Consider the following 22,422-nt stretch of genomic DNA (forward strand, 5'->3'; position numbering starts at 1 on the left):
TTGCGCTGAGGTCCCTCGAAAACCCGCCGCGCCGCGTAGGTGCGGCGGGCGGGTTCCAGATTCCTAAAACCTGATCGTGTCTGCGACGCGGCGACCGCGCGAAGTCAGGGTCAGGCGCTTTGGGCCAGCGTCAGACGCGGCGGCGCGGACGCTTCTTCCAGGCGATCATAGAGGTCCAGGTACCGGCGGGCCATGGCTGTGGCCGAGAAGCGGGTCTCGAACCGGCGGCGGACCTCGAAACGGTTGATCTCGCCCAGGCGCTGGGCCGCCGCGACGGCGCTGTCCTCGTCGTGGACGATGAAGCCGGTCAGGCCGTCCTCGATCACCTCGGGCACCGAGCCGCAGTTGTAGGCGATCACCGGCGTGCCGCAGGCCATGGCCTCGATCATCACCAGCCCGAACGGCTCGGGCCAGGCGATGGGGAACAGCAGGGCCTCGGCGCCGCCCAGGAAGTCGGACTTCTGATGGTCGCCGATCTCGCCGACGAACTCGATCAGCGGATGGTCCATCAGGTGCTCGACCTCGTCGTGGAAATAGGCGCGGTCGGCGGCGTCGATCTTGGCGGCGATCTTCAGTTTCTTGCCCAGGCGCTTGGCGATGGCGATGGCGCGATCGGGGCCCTTCTCGGGCGAGATCCGGCCGAGGAAGGCCAGGTAACCCTCGGATTTTTCGCGGAAATCATAGATCTCCTCGGCCATGCCGTGCAGCACCGTGCCGGCCCAGTTGGCGAAGGGCAGGGGCTGGCGCTGGTCGTCGGAGATCGAAACCAGGGGATATTGCGGCCAGCGGCGATAGACGCCGGGCAGGTCCTTCAGGTCCAGCCGCCCGTGCAGGGTTGTCAGGGTCTTGGCCGCCATGTCCTCGAACATCGGGAAGTGGATCATGTCGGTGTGGAAGTGGATCACGTCGAAGCGGTGGGCCTGGCGGCGAACCTCGGACAGCATCGCCATGTGGGCGGCCAGGTCCGACTTCAGCAGGGCGGGATCCAGGCGGATCGCCTGGTCGCGCACGACGACCAGCTCGGCCTTGGTGCGGGCGTCGCCCGAGGCGAACAGGGTGACGTCGTGCCCCAGGTCGACCAGGGCGTCGGTAAGGTGGGCGACAACCCGTTCGGTCCCACCGTAAAAGCGTGGGGGGACAGCTTCGTACAGGGGCGGAACCTGGGCGATCCTCATCGACGAAAATCCTGACGCTGGAAGGGCGCGACGGCGCGTCCTGACCCCCGATCAAACCGCCAGTGTGGCGTTAAGGTTCCGCATCGGAAATAAAGAACCATAAGCGATCTGAACCGTTCGCCTTCCACGATACGAGCGTTGACGCGCATGGATCGCGACGGCCATTTGAGAGTGCGCGGACTGGCCGCGTGCGAGCGTACGGCGAGACCTTTCGACTGTGATCAAGTCCTGGACCAAACGTGACGCACTGCTTGGCGGCGCGCTTTCCCTGTTCTCGCTTTCTTCGGCCGTAGCGCAGATCCAAAATCCGCCCCTGGTGAAGGCCCCGCAGCGGGCGCCGCAACAGCCGCTCCCGCCGCCGCCGACCAGCGTGGTCCTGCGGGCCGACCAGGTCGATCTGCTGATCAAGACCCTGGGCCAGGCCTACACCCACGGCTTCGAGCCGACCGCCTTCGCGCCGGACGCCTTCCTGCCGTTGCTCAGCGCCCGCGACGCCCTGACCCGCCAGGGCGCTCAGGCCCAGTTGATCGACCTGACCCTGCGCTACGCCCGGGCCGTGCGCACCGGACGCCTGGCGCCGGACGCCTTCCTCAACGACTGGGGCCTGCGCCCCTTGCCCTACGATCCGGGTCCCGACTTCGTGCAGGCGGCCGCCCAGGATCGCCTCGGCCCGTGGCTGGACAGCCTGCCGCCGCCCTATACCGGCTACCAAACCCTTCGTAAGGGCCTGGCGACCTATCGCGAGATCGCCGCGGCCGGCGGCTGGAAGTCCATCCCGGCGGGGACCGAGGCGCTGAAGCCGGGCGCGGCCGGCGATCCGCGCATCGCCGCGCTGGAGGTCCGCCTGGCGGTCGAGGACGCCACGGTGGCCGTCGACAAGGCCCCGGTGTTCGACGAGGCCCTGCAGCAGGCCCTGATGCGCGCCCAGAAGCGCTTCGGCCTCAATCCCGACGCCAGCCTGGGCCCGGCGACCCTGGCGGCCCTGAACGTGCCCGTCGAACGCCGGATCGATCAGATCCTGGCCAACATGGAGCGCTGGCGCTGGCTGCCCCAGCAGCTGCCGGCCGACCGCATCCAGGTCAACATCGCCGCCGCGGTGATGAGCGTCTTCCACGACGACGCCCCGAACCTGACCATGCGGGCGGTGACCGGCCGTCCGGGCGACGAGACGCCGATGCTGCAGTCGACGATCCACTCGATCGTGCTCAATCCGCCGTGGAACGTGCCCTCGTCGATCGCCAGCAAGGAGTTGTGGCCCAAGGAGCGGGCCAATCCCGGCTATCTGGCGCGCAACGACTTCATCGTCATCTCGACCGGCGAGGGGACCTCGCGCCTGCAGCAGAAGGCCGGACCCAAGGCCGCCCTGGGCCTGGTGAAGTTCGACTTCGACAATCCGTACGGCGTCTATCTGCACGACACGCCCAGCCGCTCGAAATTCGCGAGCTTCAGCCGCCTGGCCAGCCACGGCTGCGTGCGCCTGGAAAAGCCGATCCCGCTGGCCAAGCAACTGCTGGCCTCCAGCCCCGACTGGCAGCCGGACGTGGTCGACGCGACCATCGCCGCGGGCAAGACGGTGCGGGCCCAGCTAGCTCAACCAATCGCCGTATTTCTGCTCTACTGGACCGCCTACATGACCCCAGACGGGCAGATGAACTTCCGCGACGACCCTTATGGGTGGGACAAGGTGCTGGTGCAGCGTATCGCCGCAGGAGCCCCTGGCTCCGCTTGACCCCCGGGTCCACGTGAGGCCTCTTCCCGGCATGGGCCTTTCCAGTTTGGAAAGACTCAAGCGTCTTTAGTGCTCGTGTGAGGGTCGCCAAGTGCGGCGGCCCAGCCTTCCGGCGTCTCGCGAGGTCAGTCCGGGGAAGCGTAAAATGATCGAACGACGCAAGCTGTTGGGGCTTGGCCTTGGCGTGCTCGGCGCGAGCGCGATCGGGCCGATGGCCGCCTTCGCCCAATCCAAGCTGGGGATCTCCGATCCCATCGCCGATCTGCTCCAGCGACAGTCGGAGCTGCCCGAGGGCATGGCCGACGACGCGCTTCCGGCCGTCGCCGCCGCCCCGATAGCAACGCCGGTCGCGGCGACCCGTTCCGCCTCGCACGCTCCCCGCTGGCTGAAGCTGCACAACATCCACACCCAGGAAAAACTGGAAGCGGTCTATTTCGACAAGGGCGAGTACGTGCCCGACGCCGTCCAGGCCCTGGACAAGGTGCTACGCGACTATCGCACCGGCGACGTCTATTCGATGCATCCGGAGCTGTTCGACACCCTTTCGACCCTGTCCCAGAAGACCGGCTCCAAGTCGCACTTCCAGGTGATCTCTGGTTATCGCTCGCCCAAGACCAACGCCATGTTGCACGAACGCAGCGGTCAGGTCGCCAAACGCAGCCTGCACATGGACGGCAAGGCTATGGATGTCTATCTGGAGGATGTCGCGCTGGATCGATTGAGGGCCGCGGCCCTGGATCTCAAGCGCGGCGGCGTGGGTTATTACCCCGTCAGCAATTTCGTCCACCTCGACGTCGGACCCGTCCGGCGTTGGGTCGGCTCCTAAGAGGGCCGCAGATCAGAGGAAAGCCCGGATGGCCAAGGCCGAACGCAAGAGCAACCCGTTCGGATGGATCCTCCTGGGGGCTCTGGTTGGAGCCATCGCCACCGCCGGCGTGCTGCTGATGGCGTCCTCCATGAACTTCGACGGCGGCTACGAAGAAGGTCCGGCCGAGATCCGCACGGCCGCCGACGACGCGGCCAGCGCGGCCGCCCGTCCGACCCCCGTGGCCACGGCGCCCAAGCCCGAAACGCCCCCGCCGGTCGCCACTGTCCCGGCCCCCGCCGCGGCCCAGCCGACCGTCGACGCCCAGATGGCCGATGACGCCGCCGCCGCCGGCATGACCTCGCGGGCGCCGTCCGAGCAGCCGACGAACTAGGCGGCCTTCGTCTCCGAGGTTTCCTTGATCTTGGCCAGGAGGTCCCGCCGCGCCGCGCGCTGCATGAGCGCCAGGGCGTCCTCCAGCGCGTCGATGCGTTCGGCCTGCTTGAGGACAAGGCGTTCCAGGTCCTGCAGGCGCTCTTCGATCGGGTCTTTCCGCATGGCGTCCTCCGTTCGCTGACGCCTATCGAGCGCTCATGACGCCGATGGGTCAAGCTCCGTGCGCTTGCACCTGAATGCAAAAAGGCCCCGGATCGCTCCGGGGCCTTTTCTCATTCCAGCGCGATATCTTACGACTTCGGCGCGGCCATCGGCGTCAGCTTGCCGGCGGCGGCCTTCATGGACTCGTGCTGGGCCGGGGGCAGGGGGATCAGGCCCCGGCCCTGCAGGTAGCCGCCCCGGCCGGTGGCCGCGTCGGACACGAACTCGGCGACGAATTCCTTCAGGCCCGGGGTCACCCCGACCTGGTCCTTCTTGACGTAGATGTAGAGCGAGCGCGACAGCGGGTACTGGCCGCTGGCGATCGACTGGGCGTTGGGCTTCACGCCGTTGACGCTGGCGCCCTTGATGCGGTTGCCGTTCTCTTCGAGGAAGCTGTAGCCGAACACGCCCAGGGCGCCCGGGGTCTTCTCGATGGTGCCGATGATGGCGTTGTCGTTCTCGCCGGCGTCGACCCAGCCGCCGTCGGTGCGCAGCGGATCGACCTTGGCCTTGAAGGCCTTCTCGTCGCTTTCCGACAGCGACTTGGCGGTCGGGAACTTCTTGGCGCCGCCCTCGATGGCCAGCTCGACGAAGGCGTCGCGGGTGCCCGAGGTGGGCGGCGGGCCGTAGACCAGGATGCGGTTGGCCGGCAGGCCGGCGCCGACGTCCTTCCAGGTCTTGTACGGGTTGGCCACGAACTGGCCGCCGCGCAGCACGGTCTGGCCCAGGCCCAGGAACAGGTGCTCGACCTTGAAATTGTAGTCGGGCGCGGACTTGTCCATGGCCACGACGATGCCGTCGAAGCCGATCTTCAGCTCGACGATGTTGTTGACGCCCTTGGCCTTGCAGGCCTCGAACTCGGACTTCTTCATCGGGCGCGAGGCGTTGGCGATGTCGGGGAACTTCTCGCCCATGCCGCCGCAGAACATCTTGATGCCGCCGCCGGTGCCCAGGCTCTCGACCTTGGGGGCCTTCTTGCCGGTCTTCTTGGCGAAGTTCTCGGCGGTGCGGGTGGAGAAGGGGAACACGGTCGACGAACCGGCGGCCCAGACATAGTCGCGGGCGGCGTGGGCGCTGGACGCGCCGGCCAGCAGGCCGAGCGCGGCGGCGGCTCCGAGCAGGGTCTTCATGGTGGCATTCCTACTTTCGAGGGGGCGATAAGGAGGGGACGAATGAAAGGTACGTCCTATGCCGACGTCATTTGTCACAGTTTGGCGACAGATTTGCGACAGCGTCCGTTCACGGACGATCCCTTGACCCCTGAAACCCTAGCCGCGCGGGCGGACGACCTCGCCGTCTTCCTTGGTGAAGCTTTCCGGAACGACCTCCAGCAGGTCGAACACCCGCTCCGAGGGCCGGCACAGCCGCACGCCCTTGGGGCTGACCACGATCGGGCGCTCGACCAGGATCGGCTCGGCGACCATGGCGTCCAGGATCGCGTCGTCCGAGACGTCGGGCGCGGTCAGGCCCAGCGCCTGCGCCGGCGTGCCCTTCACCCGCAGCCATTCGTGCGGCCGCGCGCCGCCCTGGGCCATCAGCTCGGCCAGTTGCTGCCGGTTCCAGGGGGTCTTCAGATACTCGACCACCGAGGGCTCGTATCCGGCCGCCCGGATCATGGCCAGTACGTTGCGCGAGGCGCCGCACTTGGGATTGTGGAAGATGGTGATGGGAAAGTCGGTCATGGCGCGGGTGAACCAGTCGCCACGGGGGATGTAAAGGGCGGGCGCGTCAGACGGTCGCGCCCGATCCGGGGGCAAGTCAACCAAGCCGCAACGCATGATCGGGCATCAGGGCGGCGAGAGGTGTTGTTCCCATGTCCGCTTTTCCCATGTCCGCTTTCGCCACGCTCCGCGGCCTCGCCTTCCTGTCCGTCATCGGCTGCGGCCTGATCACCGCCGCCTGGAGCAGCGCCCGGACCGTGTCCTGGCTCCATGACCAGGATCGCGGCGACGTCGTCTGGATCGACACCAACCGTCGCTGATCCGCGAGCGTCCGGCCGATACGCTGGGTCAAGCCGCAACGCTTTTGGCGGCTCCTTGTGCGCGGTGGATCAAGTTTCTTGACCTTCGCCGTGCGAAACGGCCCCTCGACTGAGCAAGAAGCGAGCGGCGACGACATTTCGTTCAAAATGTCAGATGTCGATCCCACCGACCGGCGGCGGCTGGGTGATGCTGGTTCTCAAGAGGCGTCGTCCTGGGGATAATCACCGCGGGTGATGGGCGCGACGGCCTCGAACGAGGACGTCATGTCGAACCAACGGCTTTTGATGGCGGGATCTTCCGTCGCTGTTCTGCTCGCTCTGTCCGTCGCCGCGTCGCCTGGTCACGCCTTCGCCGCCGATACGCCGGCAGCCGATCCGGCCGACGCTTCGACCGCCGTCGACGAGATCGTGGTCAAGGCGCGCGACAAGGCGGGTCTGATCGAGACCCGACCCAACAACACGGTGTTCGGCATCGACAAGCCGCTGCTGGAGACGCCGCGCTCGGCTAGCTTCGTCAGCGACACCACCCTGCAGCGCTACGGCATCGAGACCATCGACGGGCTGACCGCCGTCTCGCCCGGCACCTACACCGCCAGCTTCTACGGCGTGCCCGGCGCGCTGAACATTCGCGGCACCCTGGCCGAGAACTACTTCCGCGGCTTCAAGCGCATCGAGAACCGCGGCACCTATTCCACCCCGATCGGCGCGGCCGATCAGATCCAGATCGTGCGCGGTCCGCCGACCCCGATCTACGGCTCGGGCAAGGTGGGCGGCATGCTCAACTTCATTCCGAAGTCGGGCAAGAACGAGGGCGGCTATCTCAGCGAGCCGACCGGCGAGGTCACCGCCACCTACGGCTCCTATAACCGCAAGAACGCCACCGCCCAGCTCGGCCTGCCGGTGAACATTGGTCCGGTGACCGGCGGCGTCTACGCCTACGGCGAGGTCGAGGACAGCCACAGCTTCTACAAGGGCATCTATCCGCGTCGCCAGACCGGCGAGATCTCGGCCGACTTCGACCTGGGCAACGGCTGGACCACCGCGATCGGCGGCATGAAGTACCACTCGGACGGCGACGTGCAGACGCCCGGCTGGAACCGCCTGACCCAGAGCCTGATCGACAACGGGACCTACACCACCGGCCGCGACACGACCCTGGTCGACAGCGACGGCAACGGCCGCATGACGCTGAACGAGATCAGCGGCAACAACGCCAACCCGTACTACTACGACCCGGCGTTCAACCCGCTCTACATCCCGTACTACGGCTTCTACAACACCAACGCCGCCCACATCCTGGACGCCGGCGTCGGCACGACCAAGCTGTCGCCGCGCACGGTCTATATCAGCCCGGCAGACTTCTCGGAGACCGACACCAACACCTTCTATTTCGACCTGGCCAAAGCCCTGTCGCCCGACAGCAATATCAAGGCCCAGTTCTTCTACGACGACCAGGAGAACAAGCGCTTCGTCTCGTACGGCTATCCGGCCTGGTTCGACAGCTCGGTCTGGGAAGGTCGCGTCACCTACGACTTCGCCAACACGTTCGCGGACGGCGCGGTCACGGCCAAGTCGTTCATCGGCGCCTCGTACCGCGACTTCTCGGGCCGCCGGCGCGAGAGCTACAACAGCGGCGTGATCGCCCTGGACCGCCGCGACATCAGCTTCGGCGCCACGCCCACCGACATCATCGACAGCCCGTTCTCGACCGAGACGGGCGCTGGGGTGCTCGGGCTCGCTTGGGAAAACGACAACAAGTCCGACTGGCGGCAGAAGGGCGTGTTCTTCATGACCGACGTCATGATCGCCGAGAAGCTGAACCTGATGCTGGGCGGCCGCTGGGACGACTACGACGTCAAGTCGCACGACACCGGCGTGCTCAGCTACCAGGTCGCGGGCGAGCAGAAGGCGGGCAAGGACAAGTTCACCTACACCGCCAGCGCCACCTACAAGGTTCCGGGCGGGCTGATGCCCTACATCACCTACGCCAAGGCCTCGGCGCTTGAAATGAGCCAGGCCGGCGACGTGGCCGCCAGCCTGGTGGCCGACGCCAGCGACGCCTGGCTGTCGGACAGCGACCTGGCCGAGGCCGGGGTGAAGTTCCAGTGGCTGAAGGGCACGCTGGTCGGCTCGCTGGCCGGCTACCGCCAGAACCGCACCCAGCTGACCGGCATCACCGGCACTCCGACCGGCACCCGCGCCAAGGGCGTGGAGCTGGAAGTCCGCTGGCTGGCCAGCGAGAACTTCAGCTTCACCTTCTCGGGCAACAGCCAGCACACCACGGTCAAGGGCCCGGACACCTCGTTCCAGTACATCCCGGCCTACACCGCCGGCGTCCCGGGCCCGCAGGCGTTCGGCGGCACCTATGTGGTCTGGGCGTTCAACAGCCTGCCGGGCCGCGCGGGCGACTACGACTACACCCTGATCCCGAAATCGGTGGTCAGCCTGTACGGCGCCTACACCAGCGACGACTACACCTGGGGCAAGGTCGGCGGCACGGTGGGCGTCACCCACGTGACCAAGACTGCGGGCACCGTGCAGAACGCGGTGACCTACCCGGCCTACTACGTCGCCAACGCCTCGGCCTACTACGAGTACGGGCCGTACACGGTGACCGCCAACATCGATAACCTGTTCGACAAGCTCTACTTCACGCCCGACGCCGACAGCTACGCCAACCTCGGCGCGCTGCCCAGCAAGGGCCGCGAGTGGCGCGTGACCCTGTCGCGCAAGTTCTAGTTCCCACCGTCCCGCGCTCCGGGAACGGAGCGCGGGATTTCGCTTAAACATGGAGGCCCCCATGTCGTCGACGATCCCGTGGAGATCCTGGCTGCTGCTCGGCGCGCTGAGCCTGCTGCTGTTCCTGATTACCGCTTCGACCTTCTCGTCGCTGGGGATCGTCCTGCCGGCGATGATCAAGGAACTGGGCTGGGGCTTCGGTCCCGCGTTCCTGGGCTTCACCCTGCTGGGCGCGTTCTGCGGCGGCTCGTCGTGGCTGCCGGCCATCCTGATCCGCAAGCTGGGCGTGCGGCTGACGATCGTCGCTGGCTCGGCGGTGATGGTGGCGGGCTTTTCCTGCCTGACCGTCGCCCGTGGGCTGCCGGTCTATCTGGTGGGCACGGCCCTGCTGGGCGTGGGCTACCAGATGATGGCCCTGATCCCCGGCACCCACGTGCTGTCGATGCTGTTCAAGAAGCGGGCCCTGCCGTTCGGGATCTATTTCACGATCGGCTCGCTTGGCGGGGTCGCCGGACCCTGGATCGCCCTGGCCGGCATGCAGATGGCGGGCGGCGCCTGGCGGCCCTACTGGGCGGCCCAGGCCGTCGCGTCCGTCGTGGTCGGCGCCCTGTGCGCGGCCCTGGTCGGCGGCCGCGCCTGGCTGGCCGCCGCCGCCGTCGAGACCGACAAGGCCGTGGCCGAAGAGGCCCAGACCGCGCCGGTCAACGCCAAGGTCTATCGGACCACCACCGACTGGACCGTGAAGGAGGCCGTGGCCACCCCGCAGTTCTGGGTGATCCTGGCGGCCTATTTCGCCCACCTGCTGGGCGGCGTCACAGCGGTCAGCCTGGCCCCGACCCACTTCAGCGAGCTGGGCGTGGTCTCGGCCGTGGCGGTCAGCGTCATCAGCTTCGAAAGCCTGATGCAGGTGGTGGCCCGGATGGGCGGCGGGCTGGTCGGCGACCGGATCGACCCGCGCTGGCTGCTGGCCGGAGCCCAGGGGATGATGGCCGTCGGCCTGCTTGCCCTGACCCACGCCACGACCTGGCCGCTGATGATGCTGTTTTCCGTCGGCGTCGGCGTCGGGTTCGGCATGACGGTGCTGGCGATCAGCATCCTTCTGCTCAACTACTATGGCCGCAAGAACAACCTGGAGATCTTCTCGCTGGTCTGCCTGGTGGGCGCGGTCTCGGCGCTCGGCCCGGTGATCGGCGGCGTGATGCGCGACCGCCTCGGCGGCTTCGCCCCGACTTTCCAGGTGTTCGCCGCCGTGATCGGCGTAATCTTCATCGCGGCGCTGTTCATGCGGCCGCCGCGCAAGGCCATCCACGTCGAGCCGGTCGCCGAACCGGTCCCCAGTATGCTTCAAGACGCCGCGTAGAGGAGGAGCCGCCATGTTCCACAGCCCATCCAAGCACAAGGACTTCGGGGTGTTCCTGCCCGTCGCCAACGGCGGCTGGATCATCTCCAAGACCACGCCCGTCCTCGACGGCCTCTACCAGCAGAACAAGGCCGCGGCGGTCACCGCCGACCAGGTCGGCATGGACTTCGTGATGTCTATGGGCAAGTTCCGCGGCTTCGGCGGCGAGACCGACCACTGGGGCACGGCCCTGGAGTCCGTCACGATGATGGCCGGCATCGCCGAGGCCACCAAGAACGTCCGCATCTGGGCCACCATCCATCCGCTGCTGCAGAACCCGGCCGTGGCCGCCAAGATGATCTCGACGCTGGATCATATCAGCGGCGGCCGGGCGGGCCTGAACATCGTGGCCGGCGCCTACAAGGGCGAGTTCGACCAGATGGGCGCCTGGGACGACAGCCTGTCCCACGACGACCGCTACGCCCTGACCGAGGAATGGACGACGATCGTCAAGCGCCTGTGGGCTGAGGACAGCGTCGATTTCGACGGCAAGTTCTTCACGATGAAGGACTGCCAGTCCAAGCCCAAGCCGCTGGCCAAGCCGCGTCCCGAGATCGTCTGCGCCGGCATGTCCGACCGCGGCTTCCAGTTCTCGGTGCGCGAGGCCGACGTCTGCTTCATCGGCGGGCGCACCCCCGACGAGCGTCGCGACGCCTCGCTGCGCGCCAAGAAGGTGGCCGAGAGCATGGGCAAGTCGATCAAGACCTACGCCATGTGCACGGTCGTCCATGGCGACACCGACGCCAAGGCCGCGGCCATGGTCGAGCACTACAAGGATGGCGCCGACATGGGCGCGATCCTGGCCATGCTGGCCAGCTGGGGCGTGCCGGCCGAGAAGCTGGACACCGTCGCCAAGCAGCAGGGCGCGTTCATGACGCATACCGTCGTCGGCTCGCCGTCCACCTGCGCCGAGCAGATCGAGGAGTTCGTCACCTACTGCGAGCTGGACGGGCTGATGCTGATCTTCCCCGACTATGTCGAGGGCCTGACCATGTTCGGCGCGGACATCCTGCCGGGCCTGCGGGCGGTCTATTCGTGAGCCTGGTCGACTGGATCAAGCCGGAGCGGACGGCGGTGCTGGTGATCGACATGCAGGTCGACTTCGCCTCGCCGGACGGGGCGCTGGGCGCGTTCATCGACATGAGCGTGGTCGAGCCCGCCCTGGCCGCCGCTGAAAAGCTGGTCGCAGACGCCCGCGCGGCCGGCGTGCCGGTGGTGTTCGTCGGCCTGGCGACCACGCCCGAGACCGACTCCGCCGCCTGGAACGAGCGCATGCGCCGGCGCGGCGGCGACCCCGACGTCGACGCGGCCCTGTGCCGGGCCGGGCAGGTGGGTTCGGAGTTCTACGGTCCCAAGCCGCTGTCGGGCGAGCTGGTGGTGCCCAAGACCCGTTACAGCGGGTTCGTCGGCACCGATCTCGACATCCAGCTGACCAAGATGGGCGTCGACACCCTGGTGGTGGCCGGACTGACGACCGAGTGCTGCGTCGACAGCACCGTCCGCGACGCCTTCGACCTGGACTACCACGTGTTCGTCGCCGCCGACGCCTGCGCCGCCTACGAGGCGGACGTCCATGCCGCGTCGCTGAAGGTGATGGAGCTGAACAGCGCGATCCTGACCGATACGGCCGCGATCGCCGACGCCTGGAAAGGGGCTGCCTGAGTATGGCCGACGGATTTCCGCCCATGGGAGCCTCGGCTCCGTACCACGTCACCGACGAGGACCGCGCGGCCATCGCCGCCGCCATCAGCCAGGACGAGATCGTCGAGCTGGCCCTGACCCTGGGCAACATTCCCGCCCCGTCGGGCAAGGAGCTGGAGGTCGCCAACTACGTCTACGACTGGATGGCGCGCGAGGGCTTCTCACCGCGCAAGGTCGGGGCGACGCCCGAGCGTCCGAACATCATCGGCACGCACGGCGGCAAGGGTGTCGGCAAGAACCTGCTGTTCACCGCCCACCTCGACACCGAGGCGCCGACCTGGAACCCGGACCTGGACGCCTACAAGTACGGCCCCGAGACCATGGCCAATCCCGAATGGGAGAAGTGCTGGCTTGAGGACGGCAAGCTGTACGGCTACCCGATCGCCAACGATCGCGGCCCGATGAGCTGCTTCATGATCGCCGCCAAGGCGCTGAAGAAGGCCGGCTATGAGTTGGCCGGCAAGATGTACCTGACCGCCTGTCCCGGCGAGATCGGCCCGGAGCCGATCGAGGAGCACCGCGGGGTCGCCTACATGGGCAAGGACATCGGAGCCCACTACCTGTTCCACCACGGCGGGGTCGCGCCCGACTACGCCATCGCCGCCGAGGGCTGCGACTTCGGCCTGACCTGGGTGGGCTGCGGCTATGCGGTGTTCCGCTTCCAGGTGTGGGGCGAGGGGGTGTTCACCCCGCTGCTGGAGCATCCGGAGACGGCGTCCAAGCACCCCAATCCGATCTACAAGATCGGCAAGCTGACCGACGCCATCCACGCCTGGAGCGGTGAATACGAGAAGGCCAATCGCTACGAGAGCGTCGGCGGCGTGGCCCAGCCCAAGTCGCAGATCGGCTCGATCCGCGGCGGCATCCCGTTCGCCTTCGGCGCGGGCACCGAGCTGGTGAACCTCTATCTCGAGGTGGGACTGACCCCGAAGCAGAAGGTGGCCGAGGTCCAGCATTCGCTGGAGGCCATGGTGCGCGAGAACGGCCTGGGCCGGATCGACATCGAGCCGGTGGTCGTGCGCCACGGTTTCGAGGCCGACGCCCGCGAGGTGGCCCCGCTGGTCGCCGCCGTCGACGACGCCACCAAGCTCAGCCTGGGTCATCCCGTGGCCTTGGCCAACCCGGTCTATTCCAGCATGTGGCGCGACCAGAACGTGTTCAACATGCACCGCATCCCGGCCATCACCACCGGCTTCCGCCGCTGGCGGCCGACCCCGCAGGACCTGGTCGACAGCGCCCTGGTCTACGCCCTAACCGCCTTGGCGGTCTGCGGTAGGGCCAGCCCCGACGAGAGCGCCAAGCGCCCGGCCTCGGCGGTCTATCCCGACAACCCGTTCGGGAACGAGTGAGATGGCGGCAGCTGTAAGGGAGCTCGCGCCCGAGCCGCACGACTTCCGCAAGGCCATGGGCAGCTTCGCGGCCGGGGTGACCGTGGTCACCGTCTGTCACGACGGCCGCCTGGTCGGCACCACGGTCAGCGCCTTCAGCTCGGTGTCGATGGACCCGCCGCTGGTCATGGTCTGCCTCAAGCGCGACAGCCGCACCCTGGCGGCGCTGGGCCAGGCCAAGAGCTTCTGCGTCAACATCCTGGCCGGCGACCAGGGCGACCTGGCCTATCGCTTCGCCAAGAGCGGGGCCGACGACCGCTTCGCCCTGACCGCGGTGGAGTCCGGCGTCTGCGGCCATCCGCTGCTGGCCGGCGCCGTCGCCTCGGTGGAATGCGACCTGCACGCCGCCCATGACGGCGGCGATCACGAAATCCTGGTCGGCCGCGTCCTGCGCGTCGTGGTCGACGAAACCAAGAGCCCGCTCGTCTACGTGCGCGGCGGCTTTCTCAACGCTTAGGGGGAGCGGTTTCACATGACCTACGACGTACTCGACGTGAAGCCGATGACCCGCCGGATCGGCGCGGAGATCTTCGGTGTCGACCTGGGTAAGCCTTTGACGAACCGTCAGTTCGAGGAAGTCCACCAGGCCCTGACACAGTACCAGGTGATCTTCTTCCGCGACCAGGAGATGACCCACGACGCCCACAAGGAGTTCGGCCGCAAGTTCGGGAACCTGGCCATCCACTCGGGTGTGCCGGGCCTGCCCGAGCACCCGGAGATCGTGGCCATCCACGCCGACGCCAATTCCAAGTTCGTGGCCGGCGAGAACTGGCACTCGGACCTGACCTGCGATCCCGAGCCGCCGCTGGGCAGCATCCTCTACATGAAGGTCCTGCCCGACGACGGCGGCGACACCTGCTTCGCCAGCATGTACGCGGCCTACGAGACCCTGTCGGACAAGATGAAGGCCTATCTGGAGGGGCTGTCGGCCGAGCACGACGCCAATCCGGTGTACAAGGCGATCTTCCCGGACATCGACCGCAAGTACAATTGCTCGGTCCACCCGATCGTCCGCACCCATCCGGTCAGCGGCAGGAAGAGCCTGTTCGTCAATCCGTCCTACACGAGCCGGATCATGGGCGTCTCGAAGGCCGAGAGCGCGGCGATCCTGAACTTCCTCTACCAGCACGCCCAGAACCCGGACTTCCAGGTGCGCTTCCGCTGGAAGAAGAACTCGGTGGCCTTCTGGGACAACCGCTGCACCTGGCACCAGGCGATCTGGGACTATTTCCCGGACACGCGCACGGGCTACCGGGTGACGGTGGCGGGCGACAAGCCGTTCTGATCATGCCGCCGCGCGACCGCCGCGTCCTCCTGCTCGGCGCCGCCGGCGGCATCGGCTCGGCGATCCGCCAAGGCCTGGCCGACCGCTACGGCCTCATGCGGCTGGCCGACATCGCGCCGCTGCCGCCGGCGGGGCCGGGCGAGGAGATCGTCCATGCCGACCTGCTCAATATCCCGTCGCTGATCGCCGCCATGGCCGGGATCGACACCGTCGTCCACATGGCCGGGGTGCCGGTTGAGCCCGAGGCCAACGCCTGGGACCAGGTGCTTCCGGCCAACATCATCGGCGTCCACAACCTGTTCGAGGCGGCGCGGCTGGCGGGGGTGAGGCGCGTGCTGTTCGCCTCATCACACCACGCCGCCGGCTTCCATCGCCGCGACACGCCGACGGTGGAGACGTTGGTCCCGCGTCCCGACAGCTACTACGGCGTCAGCAAGGTGTTCGGCGAGGCGATGGGCCGGATGTACGCCGACAAGTTCGGCCTGCAGGTGCTGTCCTTGCGGATCGGCGCCTATCGCGACCGGCCGTCGGACGTTCGGCAGCTGGCGGTCTGGATCAGCCCGCGCGACATGGTCGAGCTGGTGCGCTGCGGGATCGAGGCCCCCGATTTCGGCTATGCGACCGTGTACGGAGTCTCGGCCAACACGCGGAGTTTCTGGGATAATTCGGACGTGGCGTTCCTGGGCTACGCGCCGAAGGATAACGCCGAGGATTGGGCCGGGGAGGTGCTGGCGGGGCCGCCGGAGGACTCGGTCGCCGCGCCGTTCCAGGGCGGCTGGTACTGCGCGAAGGGGTTCGTGGGAAAATCTTAGGGACGGAACACACACTGACTTGCCCCCACCTGACCGCTTCGCGGTCTGTCGCGGCGAGGGGGCGGAGGCTAGATCGCGCGTCCTCCGCCCCCTATGGGGGCGGACAGGCGACGTAGTCGCCAGGTGGGGGCAAGTGGGTGTGAACCTACTCTCGGGTGAAGCTGGCTGGCACTTCCGGGTTCGCTCCCGCCTTGCCCCACAGCACGATCTCGTTCCCCCACGGGTCGCGGAAGGCGTGGTTGTAGCCGTTGAACTCGGCCCAGTAGTGGTCGCGCCACAGCAGCTCGGCGCCCAGCTTCACGGCCGTGCCCAGGATACGGTCGGCGCTGTCGTCGTCGCTGATCAGCACCCAGATCCGGGGCTTGCGACCCTCGGTCGACAGGCCGCGCGGTTCGACGCCGGCCGGCTCGGGGTGGGGGCGGGCGTTGGCGGCCTTGAAGATCCCCAGGTGCAGGTTGCCGATCTCGCTGTCGGTCCCGTCGGGCTTCTTGAAGAAGCCGCCGGGCACCATGCGGTGGTACTCGCCCTTGGGCCGGGCGTCGTTCTCCCAGCCGAACACCTCGGCGTAGAAGTTGCCGGCGGCGTCCGGGTCTTCCGAGGCCAGGTCGACGAAGATCAGCGTGTTGGTCATTTTGCGTCCGTCAGGGCGAAGGGGCCGTCGGCGAAGCCGATCGACAGGGTGAGGTCTTTCCAGGCGTCGATGTCGGCGGCCAGGCCGGCGGCGGCGTAGCCGGCGTATTTCAGCGCGTCCTCGCCCAGCAGCAGGTGCAGGGGCGGGGCCTCCGCGTCGGCGATGGTCAGGATGGCCTGGGCGGCCTTGACCGGGTCGCCCGGCTCGTGGCCGGCGTGGTCGGCCATGATCCGCTCGGCGTCGCGGGCGAGGCCGTCATAGTCGGCGATCTTCGAGGCGACGATGGCCTTGGAGCCGGTGGAGAAGCTGGTGCGCAGGCCGCCCGGCGCGACGTTGGTCACCTTGATCCCCAGCTCGGCGACCTCGGCGGCCAGGGTCTGGGTCAGGCCCTCCAGCGCCCACTTGCTGGCGCAGTAGACGCCGGTGCCGGCCCAGACCGCCAGGCCCGAGACCGAGGTGACGTTGATGATCCGCCCGGCGCGGCGGGCGCGCATGGCCGGCAGCACCGCCTTCAGCATGGCCAACGGGCCAATGAGGTTGGTCTCGAACTGGGCGCGGACCTCGTCGAGCGAGGCTTCCTCCACCGCCCCGACCAGGCCGTAGCCGGCGTTGTTGACCAGGATGTCGATCCGGCCGGCCACCGCCTCGGCTTGGAACACGCCTTCCTTCACGGCCGCCTCGTCGGTGACGTCCAGCACAAGGGCGTGGCCGCCCAGCAGCTCGAAGGCGTCGGCGTCGGCCGTCTTGCGCACCGTGCCGAACACGAGGTCGCCGCGCGCCAGGGCCGCCAGGGCGATCTCGCGCCCGAGCCCGCCGGACACGCCGGTGATCAGCCAGGTCTTGGTCATGTGTCGTTCCAACTCGTCACTAACTTTGTCATCCCGGACAGGCGAAGCGCAGATCCGGGACCGCCGGAAGCTCGGCGCTCAGGCGTCGGTCCCGGATCTTCGCGCTGCGCGCTCGTCCGGGATGACAATCCTTGTGAACTAGTAAGGCTTGTCGCCCTTCACCCACAGCCGGTGCATGGTCCGGAAGTACTTGGTGTCGTCGTACAGCGTGCCGGTGTGCAGGGTGCAGCGATTGTCCCACATCAGCAGGTCGCCCTTGGCCCACTTGTGGCGGTAGACGAACGGCTCACTGGTCATGAACTCGACCAGTTCGTCGATCAGGGCCAGGCCTTCGGGACCGGGCTTGCCGATCACCTCGGTCACCGTGCCGGTCGAGGGCCACAGCGCCTTGCGGCCGTCGGCCGGGTGGGTGCGGATCAACGGGTGCTCGACGTCGGGATTGGCGGCTTCCAGCTCGGGCGACAGGTTCTGCTGCTGGCCGAACTGGCGGGTGGCCATGAAGTGCTTGTAGCTGTGGTGCAGGCTCAGCGGCAGCAGCTCGGCCTGCTTTTCCGGCGACAGGGCGTTCCAGGCGGCGCAGCCGTCGGCCAGCAGGGTGTCGGAGCCCTCGTCGGGCACTTCCACCGCATAGAGCATGGTCAGCATCACCGGCTCGGGCTTGTAGCTGTAGTCGGTGTGCCAGCCGACGCCGTCGTTGTGGGCGCCGATCGGCTTGCCGTCCACGACCCGGTTGCTGAGGATGAAGATCTTCGGATAGCCGGGCAGGGTGAAGCGGGTCTGGGTGTGATCCTCGGGATCGCCGAACCGGCCGATGAAGCGCATCAGGTTGTCCGGCGTCATGTCCTGGCCCGGCACGACGATCGCGCCGTGGCGATGGAAGGCGGACACCACCTTGTCGATCTCGGCGTCCGAGGCGGACGGCAGGTCGATGTCGTGGATCCGGGCCCCGAAGCCAGGCTTCAGTTCCGAGATCGTCAGGTCGTCGGCGAGCGTCATGTCCACGGGCGCGGTCCTTTGGAAGCTGTCTGGAACTGAACCTAAGCCCGCTCTTAAGGCGCGTCTTGCCTGTACGCGCCCGACCGCTTTGCGTGCGCGTCCTGCAAAGTCGCCCGGCGCCGCAAGCTTGCGCGTCTTTTGCTCATTTCCGCCCGAGAACCCGGCGACACCGCCCGCGCATCGGGCGACGGCCAAGTTATCGTGCGCGCTGGTGCAAGACCGGTGGGCGCGCCGCGCCTAGCCTTCGTATCGATCTCTCGAAGGAGCGCATGCGCCATGGGCCTCACGCCCGCATCCCATCTGCCAAGCTCTCACCTGAATGACGCCTTCTTCGACGGCCTGTCGCGCTCGATGCTCGACGTCGACGCGGCCGAGACCCTGCCGCCCGCCTGCTACACCGACGCGGCCTTCTACGACTTCGAGAAGGAGGCGCTGTTCAATCACGAATGGCTGTGCGTGGGCCGCACGGACTGGGTGAAGGAGCAGGGCGACTACTTCACCACCACGATCATCGGCGAGCCGATCATCGTGACCCGCAATCGCTCCGACGAGATCAAGGCGATGTCGGCCGTGTGCCAGCACCGCGCCATGCTGGTGGCCGAGGGGCGGGGCAACACCCGCGGCTTCGTCTGCCCCTATCACCACTGGGTCTATTCGCTGAACGGCGACCTGGTGAACGCGCCCGCCATGGAGCGCACCTGCGACTTCAACAAGAAGGCCATCAAGTTGCCGACCTTCAAGGTCGAGGTCTGGCTGGGCTTCATCTTCATCAATTTCGACGCCGACGCGCGGCCCCTGGCCCCGCGCTTGACGGCCGTCGAGGACGCGATCGCCAACTACGACCTGTCGAACGCCGAGGGCCTGACCCCGCCGATGACCGGCCAGTTCGCCTGGAACTGGAAGGTGATGTTCGAGAACAACAACGACGGCTACCACGCCAACAAGCTGCATCGCGGCCCGCTGCACGACTTCATTCCCAGCGAGCTGTGCAGCTTTCCGGAAGCCGCCGAGGGCGACGCCGGCTTCCTGCGCTACAACGGCACCACCCATCCGGACGTCAGCTTCAACCCGACCCAGAAGGCGGTCCTGCCGATCTTCCCCAAGCTGACCGACGTGGACCGCAACCGCGCCACCTTCGCCAACATCCCGCCCACGCTGTCGCTGGTGATGACCAGCGACATGGTCATCTACCTGATCCTGCGGCCCACGGGTCCCGAAACCATGGAGCAGGACACCGGCATCCTGGTCGCGCCCGGCGCCACCGAGACCCCCGGCTTCGACGAGCGGCTGGAGATGATCATGACCTCGGCGGGCAAGATCATCGCCCAGGACATGCATGTCGACGAACTGGTCCAGGTGGGCCTGCGCTCGCGGTTCGCGGTGCGCGGCCGCTACTCCTGGCAGGAGGGGGCGCAGGTGCAGTTCAACCGCTGGCTCACCCCCCGCTACCAGAAGGCCTGGGCGGCCATGAGCAAAGGAGCCGCCGCATGAGCCGGATGCCCGTCGTCTTCTTCGGTCACGGCAGCCCGATGATCGCCCTGGAGACCAACGACACCACCAAGACCTGGAAGGCGATGGGCGAGGCGTTCGGCAAGCCCAAGGCCATCCTCTGCGTCTCGGCCCACTGGCTGACGCAAGGGGTAAGCGTCACCGCCATGACCGCCCCGCGGACCATCCACGACTTCGGGGCCTCGTTCCCGCAGGCGCTGTTCGACGTGCAGTATCCGGCCCCTGGTTCGCCCGAGTTGGCGGCGCGGGTGAAGGAGCTCCTGGCGCCCCAGCCGGTGACGCTGGACCAGCAGGCCTGGGGCCTGGACCACGGGACCTGGTCGGTGCTGAGCAAGGCCTACCCGGACGCCGACGTGCCGGTGGTCCAGCTTTCCATGGACGCCACCAAGCCGCCGGAATGGCACTTCGAGCTGGCCAAGCGCTTGGTCCCGCTGCGGGACGAGGGCGTGCTGATCGTCGGCACTGGCAACATCGTCCACAACCTGCCGGCCATGAACTGGGGCGAGCGCCACTGCGCGCCCTATGACTGGTCGCAGCGTTTCAACGACTACATCAAGCAGGCCGTCCTCGACGACGCGCCCGAGCGGGCCGTGAACTTCGCCTCGCAGGGCCAGGACGCCGCCAAGTCGGTGCCGACCCCCGACCACTACTGGCCGCTGCTCTACGTGCTGGGCGCGCGCCTGCCGGGCGACGTGGCCAGCTTCGCCCCCGACCACATCGAGCACGGCTCGCTGAGCATGACCTCGTTCACGCTCGCCGCCGCCTGAGGATCGAAGACCGATGCCCTTCATCTGCGAACCCGGCCAGACCCGTCCCGACGTGATGCCCGGCGCCCTGCACACGCTGCTCGCCACGCCCAAGACCGTGCACTGGGGCTACTTCGATCCGTCCATCAGACCGGCCCTGCGCATCAAGAGCGGCGACCTCGTCAGCGCCGAGGCGATCACCCACCACGCCGGCGACGCCCCGGACCTGATGATGGACGAGGCGGTCACCCGCATCTTCACCGAGATCCCCGAGGACGACCGCAATCCCGGCGTCCACATCATGACCGGCCCGATCTATGTCGAGGACGCCAAGCCCGGCGACGTGCTGGAGGTGCGCTACCTGCGCATGGTCCCGCGCAACAACTACGGCTCCAACCTCGCGGCCAACTGGGGCTATCTCTACAAGGAGTTCGGCGAGAAGGAGCGGGTGACGATCTACGAGCTGGATCAGAACACCAACACCGCCAGCGCCCTCTACGCCTACGATTTCGAGGGCAAGTACCTGATCCCGGGGACCATCACCAACTGCCCCGAATGCGACCGCCAGCCGGCCTTGGGCGGGGTGCGTGTCGCGGCCCGTCCGCACCTGGGCACGGCCGGGGTGGCGCCCGCCGTCGACGGCCGGGTCAGCACCATCCCGCCCGGCGCCCACGGCGGCAATATCGACAACTGGCGGATCGGGGCGGGGGCGACGATGTACTACCCCGTGCAGGTCGAGGGCGGGCTGTTCTCGATCGGCGACCCGCACGTCAGCCAGGGCGACGGCGAGATMTCGGGCACGGCCATCGAGAGTTCGCTGAACGTCCTGATGCAGATCGTGCTGCGCAAGGACTTCGTCTCGCCCGGACCGCTGCTGGAGACCCCCAAGTGGTGGATCGTCCACGGCTTCGACGAGGACCTGAACGTCGCCATGCGGGACGCCTCGCTGAACATGCTGACCCTGCTCAGCGATCACGTCGGCCTGTCCAAGAACGACGCCTATTCGCTGATGAGCGTGGCTTCGGACTTCGGGGTCACCCAGGTGGTCGACGGCAAGCAGGGCTGCCACGTGCGCATCCCGCGCGACATCTTTCCCAAGATGAAGGGATAGGAGCCCTCCGATGAAGGCCTGGTCGTTCAGCACCGACAGCCATCCCCGCGCCGAACGGGCGGAGGCCTGGCGCGAGGCGATGAGCCGGCTGGGCCTGCCGATCGAGGGCCTGTCCGACGCCGAGCCGGCCTCGGCTTCGGTGGTCTGCCTGACCTCGCCGCTGGGCATCGAGTTCGCCCTGGTCGAGGCCGGAGCCCAGGCGATCTCCGGTCGGCTGTCGGGCCAGCCGGCGGCGGTGTGGTTGGCGGTGCTGCTGAGCGGCGAGGCCACCCTGGTCACCGACGAGCTGGCCGACGAGCTGACGCCCGGCGACATCGCCTACGGCCCCACCGGCCAGGCCGCCGCCCTGCGGCTGGAGACCCGCTGCCGGCTGATGTTCGTCCGCGCCCCGCGCGTGGCCCTGGACCACCGGTTGATCACGCCGGTCAGCCTGCGGGTCGGACGACTGCAGGCCAGCACGGGCGTGGCCCACATCCTGTCCGGCCTGCTGCGGGCCACGGCCGAGGGGCTGGAGGACCTGACCGTCGACCAACTCCGGCCCGTCGAGCTGGCCCTGACCGAGTTCCTGGCCATCTGCCTGGTCGAGGGCGGGGCGGCGACCGACGTGCTGGGCGCGGGAGCCGGCGCGCCCACCGCCCACCTCCAGCGCCTGTGCCAGACCATCGAGACCCTGCTGCCCGATCCGGACCTGTCGCTGCGCCGGGTGGCCGACGAGGAGGGGGTCTCGCCCCGCTACGTCCAGAAGCTGTTCGCCAGCGCCGACGAGACCTTCAGCCACTACCTGCGCACCCGTCGGTTGGAGCGCTGCCGCACCGACCTGGCCAGCCCGCAGCACGCGCGGCTGTCGATCTCGGAGATCTGCTTCCGCTGGGGCTTCAACGGCTCGGCCCACTTCAGCCGGGCGTTCCGCGACCAGTACGGCGTGTCGCCACGGGAGTTCCGGCAAGGGGCGGCGGCCTAGGCTCTAGGC

The 22,422-nt window shown here is 67.9% G+C and carries 23 protein-coding genes; 16 read left to right on the plus strand and 7 right to left on the minus strand.

Translation table 11 applies throughout. The features are described 5' to 3' along the window. Positions 1-110 precede the first annotated feature (110 nt). A complete protein-coding gene (locus AC1DMQ_RS22365; RefSeq protein ID WP_477035741.1) occupies positions 111-1,175 on the minus strand; it encodes a glycosyltransferase family 4 protein in 1,065 nt (354 codons plus the stop codon). Positions 1,176-1,491: 316 nt separating this feature from the next. On the opposite strand from AC1DMQ_RS22365, the gene AC1DMQ_RS22370 reads away from it, so the two are divergent. The 3 genes from AC1DMQ_RS22370 to AC1DMQ_RS22380 all read left to right on the plus strand — a co-directional run bounded on the left by AC1DMQ_RS22370 (position 1,492) and on the right by AC1DMQ_RS22380 (position 4,103). Continuing rightward, the gene (locus AC1DMQ_RS22370) at positions 1,492-2,904 is read left to right on the plus strand and encodes a L,D-transpeptidase family protein (protein WP_477035742.1); all 1,413 of its coding nucleotides are present in this window, start codon (positions 1,492-1,494) and stop codon (positions 2,902-2,904) included. A gap of 145 nt (positions 2,905-3,049) precedes the next feature. Next, the gene (gene mepK, locus AC1DMQ_RS22375; RefSeq protein WP_477035743.1) at positions 3,050-3,730 is read left to right on the plus strand and encodes a peptidoglycan L,D-endopeptidase MepK; all 681 of its coding nucleotides are present in this window, start codon (positions 3,050-3,052) and stop codon (positions 3,728-3,730) included. 28 nt (positions 3,731-3,758) lie between these two features. Further along, positions 3,759-4,103 (plus strand): hypothetical protein, encoded by a 345-nt coding sequence (locus tag AC1DMQ_RS22380; protein ID WP_477035744.1) that lies wholly within the window; start codon positions 3,759-3,761, stop codon positions 4,101-4,103. On the opposite strand, the gene AC1DMQ_RS22385 is transcribed toward AC1DMQ_RS22380, so the two are convergent. The 3 genes from AC1DMQ_RS22385 to arsC all read right to left on the minus strand — a co-directional run bounded on the left by AC1DMQ_RS22385 (position 4,100) and on the right by arsC (position 5,988). Further along, positions 4,100-4,267: a hypothetical protein gene (locus tag AC1DMQ_RS22385; protein WP_477035745.1), complete on the minus strand. Its 168-nt coding sequence runs from the start codon at positions 4,265-4,267 to the stop codon at positions 4,100-4,102. The genes AC1DMQ_RS22380 and AC1DMQ_RS22385 overlap by 4 nt on opposite strands. A gap of 128 nt (positions 4,268-4,395) precedes the next feature. Further along, entirely contained in the window at positions 4,396-5,436 is a 1,041-nt protein-coding gene (locus tag AC1DMQ_RS22390) for a substrate-binding domain-containing protein (protein ID WP_477035746.1), read from the minus strand. 138 nt (positions 5,437-5,574) lie between these two features. Next, a complete protein-coding gene (gene arsC, locus AC1DMQ_RS22395; protein WP_477035747.1) occupies positions 5,575-5,988 on the minus strand; it encodes an arsenate reductase (glutaredoxin) in 414 nt (137 codons plus the stop codon). A 131-nt stretch (positions 5,989-6,119) separates the two neighbouring features. Between arsC and AC1DMQ_RS22400 the strand changes: the two genes are divergently transcribed. From AC1DMQ_RS22400 to AC1DMQ_RS22440, 9 genes are all read left to right on the plus strand, one after another. Next, the gene (locus AC1DMQ_RS22400; protein ID WP_477035748.1) at positions 6,120-6,287 is read left to right on the plus strand and encodes a hypothetical protein; all 168 of its coding nucleotides are present in this window, start codon (positions 6,120-6,122) and stop codon (positions 6,285-6,287) included. Positions 6,288-6,551: 264 nt separating this feature from the next. Then, positions 6,552-9,026, plus strand: a complete 2,475-nt coding sequence (locus AC1DMQ_RS22405; protein ID WP_477035749.1) for a TonB-dependent siderophore receptor — start codon at positions 6,552-6,554, stop codon at positions 9,024-9,026. A 61-nt stretch (positions 9,027-9,087) separates the two neighbouring features. After that, positions 9,088-10,386 (plus strand): MFS transporter, encoded by a 1,299-nt coding sequence (locus AC1DMQ_RS22410; protein WP_477035750.1) that lies wholly within the window; start codon positions 9,088-9,090, stop codon positions 10,384-10,386. A gap of 13 nt (positions 10,387-10,399) precedes the next feature. Continuing rightward, positions 10,400-11,464, plus strand: coding sequence for an LLM class flavin-dependent oxidoreductase (locus AC1DMQ_RS22415; RefSeq protein ID WP_477035751.1), 1,065 nt, complete (start codon positions 10,400-10,402; stop codon positions 11,462-11,464). Then, entirely contained in the window at positions 11,461-12,087 is a 627-nt protein-coding gene (locus AC1DMQ_RS22420; protein ID WP_477035752.1) for a cysteine hydrolase family protein, read from the plus strand. Before AC1DMQ_RS22415 ends, AC1DMQ_RS22420 begins: the two co-directional genes overlap by 4 nt. A 2-nt stretch (positions 12,088-12,089) precedes the next feature. Then, positions 12,090-13,475, plus strand: coding sequence for a zinc-binding metallopeptidase family protein (locus AC1DMQ_RS22425; RefSeq protein ID WP_477035753.1), 1,386 nt, complete (start codon positions 12,090-12,092; stop codon positions 13,473-13,475). A 1-nt stretch (position 13,476) separates the two neighbouring features. Next, positions 13,477-13,971, plus strand: a complete 495-nt coding sequence (locus AC1DMQ_RS22430; RefSeq protein ID WP_477035754.1) for a flavin reductase family protein — start codon at positions 13,477-13,479, stop codon at positions 13,969-13,971. Positions 13,972-13,986: 15 nt separating this feature from the next. Then, on the plus strand, positions 13,987-14,799 hold the full coding sequence (locus AC1DMQ_RS22435) for a TauD/TfdA dioxygenase family protein (protein ID WP_477035755.1): 813 nt from the start codon (positions 13,987-13,989) through the stop codon (positions 14,797-14,799). A gap of 2 nt (positions 14,800-14,801) precedes the next feature. Further along, on the plus strand, positions 14,802-15,611 hold the full coding sequence (locus tag AC1DMQ_RS22440) for an NAD-dependent epimerase/dehydratase family protein (protein ID WP_477035756.1): 810 nt from the start codon (positions 14,802-14,804) through the stop codon (positions 15,609-15,611). A gap of 145 nt (positions 15,612-15,756) precedes the next feature. Here the strand turns inward: AC1DMQ_RS22440 and AC1DMQ_RS22445 are convergent, their stop codons facing one another. The 3 genes from AC1DMQ_RS22445 to AC1DMQ_RS22455 form a co-directional block, all read right to left on the minus strand. After that, positions 15,757-16,242, minus strand: a complete 486-nt coding sequence (locus AC1DMQ_RS22445) for a VOC family protein (protein ID WP_477035757.1) — start codon at positions 16,240-16,242, stop codon at positions 15,757-15,759. Further along, positions 16,239-17,090 (minus strand): oxidoreductase, encoded by an 852-nt coding sequence (locus AC1DMQ_RS22450; protein ID WP_477035758.1) that lies wholly within the window; start codon positions 17,088-17,090, stop codon positions 16,239-16,241. The genes AC1DMQ_RS22445 and AC1DMQ_RS22450 overlap by 4 nt, the downstream gene beginning before the upstream one ends. Positions 17,091-17,228: 138 nt before the next feature. Further along, positions 17,229-18,086 carry a TauD/TfdA dioxygenase family protein gene (locus AC1DMQ_RS22455; protein WP_477035790.1) on the minus strand — a complete coding sequence of 286 codons (858 nt, stop codon included), beginning with the start codon at positions 18,084-18,086 and terminating at the stop codon, positions 17,229-17,231. Positions 18,087-18,362: 276 nt separating this feature from the next. Between AC1DMQ_RS22455 and AC1DMQ_RS22460 the strand changes: the two genes are divergently transcribed. From AC1DMQ_RS22460 to AC1DMQ_RS22475, 4 genes are read left to right on the plus strand one after another with little or no spacing between them, the layout of a single operon-like run. After that, complete coding sequence (locus AC1DMQ_RS22460) at positions 18,363-19,577, plus strand: aromatic ring-hydroxylating oxygenase subunit alpha (protein ID WP_477035759.1); 1,215 nt, start codon at positions 18,363-18,365, stop codon at positions 19,575-19,577. Then, positions 19,574-20,362 carry a 4,5-DOPA-extradiol-dioxygenase gene (gene ygiD, locus AC1DMQ_RS22465; RefSeq protein ID WP_477035760.1) on the plus strand — a complete coding sequence of 263 codons (789 nt, stop codon included), beginning with the start codon at positions 19,574-19,576 and terminating at the stop codon, positions 20,360-20,362. The genes AC1DMQ_RS22460 and ygiD overlap by 4 nt, the downstream gene beginning before the upstream one ends. A 13-nt stretch (positions 20,363-20,375) precedes the next feature. Then, a complete protein-coding gene (locus AC1DMQ_RS22470; RefSeq protein WP_477035761.1) occupies positions 20,376-21,452 on the plus strand; it encodes an acetamidase/formamidase family protein in 1,077 nt (358 codons plus the stop codon). Positions 21,453-21,462: 10 nt separating this feature from the next. Continuing rightward, entirely contained in the window at positions 21,463-22,413 is a 951-nt protein-coding gene (locus AC1DMQ_RS22475; protein WP_477035762.1) for a helix-turn-helix domain-containing protein, read from the plus strand. The last annotated feature ends 9 nt before the right edge of the window (positions 22,414-22,422 follow it).

The organism is Caulobacter sp. 05L422 (assembly GCF_056397765.1).

Excerpts from the sequence above, each read along its gene's own strand:
- AC1DMQ_RS22435 (WP_477035755.1), top strand. The coding sequence starts at position 13,987 with ATGACCTACGACGTACTCGACGTGAAGCCGATGACCCGCCGGATCGGC.
- mepK (WP_477035743.1), top strand. The coding sequence starts at position 3,050 with ATGATCGAACGACGCAAGCTGTTGGGGCTTGGCCTTGGCGTGCTCGGC.
- AC1DMQ_RS22415 (WP_477035751.1), top strand. The coding sequence starts at position 10,400 with ATGTTCCACAGCCCATCCAAGCACAAGGACTTCGGGGTGTTCCTGCCC.
- AC1DMQ_RS22405 (WP_477035749.1), top strand. The coding sequence starts at position 6,552 with ATGTCGAACCAACGGCTTTTGATGGCGGGATCTTCCGTCGCTGTTCTG.
- AC1DMQ_RS22425 (WP_477035753.1), top strand. The coding sequence starts at position 12,090 with ATGGCCGACGGATTTCCGCCCATGGGAGCCTCGGCTCCGTACCACGTC.
- ygiD (WP_477035760.1), top strand. The coding sequence starts at position 19,574 with ATGAGCCGGATGCCCGTCGTCTTCTTCGGTCACGGCAGCCCGATGATC.
- AC1DMQ_RS22390 (WP_477035746.1), bottom strand. The coding sequence starts at position 5,436 with ATGAAGACCCTGCTCGGAGCCGCCGCCGCGCTCGGCCTGCTGGCCGGC.
- AC1DMQ_RS22365 (WP_477035741.1), bottom strand. The coding sequence starts at position 1,175 with ATGAGGATCGCCCAGGTTCCGCCCCTGTACGAAGCTGTCCCCCCACGC.
- AC1DMQ_RS22400 (WP_477035748.1), top strand. The coding sequence starts at position 6,120 with ATGTCCGCTTTTCCCATGTCCGCTTTCGCCACGCTCCGCGGCCTCGCC.
- AC1DMQ_RS22430 (WP_477035754.1), top strand. The coding sequence starts at position 13,477 with ATGGCGGCAGCTGTAAGGGAGCTCGCGCCCGAGCCGCACGACTTCCGC.
- AC1DMQ_RS22385 (WP_477035745.1), bottom strand. The coding sequence starts at position 4,267 with ATGCGGAAAGACCCGATCGAAGAGCGCCTGCAGGACCTGGAACGCCTT.
- AC1DMQ_RS22455 (WP_477035790.1), bottom strand. The coding sequence starts at position 18,086 with ATGACGCTCGCCGACGACCTGACGATCTCGGAACTGAAGCCTGGCTTC.
- AC1DMQ_RS22475 (WP_477035762.1), top strand. The coding sequence starts at position 21,463 with ATGAAGGCCTGGTCGTTCAGCACCGACAGCCATCCCCGCGCCGAACGG.
- AC1DMQ_RS22460 (WP_477035759.1), top strand. The coding sequence starts at position 18,363 with ATGGGCCTCACGCCCGCATCCCATCTGCCAAGCTCTCACCTGAATGAC.
- arsC (WP_477035747.1), bottom strand. The coding sequence starts at position 5,988 with ATGACCGACTTTCCCATCACCATCTTCCACAATCCCAAGTGCGGCGCC.
- AC1DMQ_RS22440 (WP_477035756.1), top strand. The coding sequence starts at position 14,802 with ATGCCGCCGCGCGACCGCCGCGTCCTCCTGCTCGGCGCCGCCGGCGGC.
- AC1DMQ_RS22445 (WP_477035757.1), bottom strand. The coding sequence starts at position 16,242 with ATGACCAACACGCTGATCTTCGTCGACCTGGCCTCGGAAGACCCGGAC.
- AC1DMQ_RS22410 (WP_477035750.1), top strand. The coding sequence starts at position 9,088 with ATGTCGTCGACGATCCCGTGGAGATCCTGGCTGCTGCTCGGCGCGCTG.
- AC1DMQ_RS22450 (WP_477035758.1), bottom strand. The coding sequence starts at position 17,090 with ATGACCAAGACCTGGCTGATCACCGGCGTGTCCGGCGGGCTCGGGCGC.
- AC1DMQ_RS22380 (WP_477035744.1), top strand. The coding sequence starts at position 3,759 with ATGGCCAAGGCCGAACGCAAGAGCAACCCGTTCGGATGGATCCTCCTG.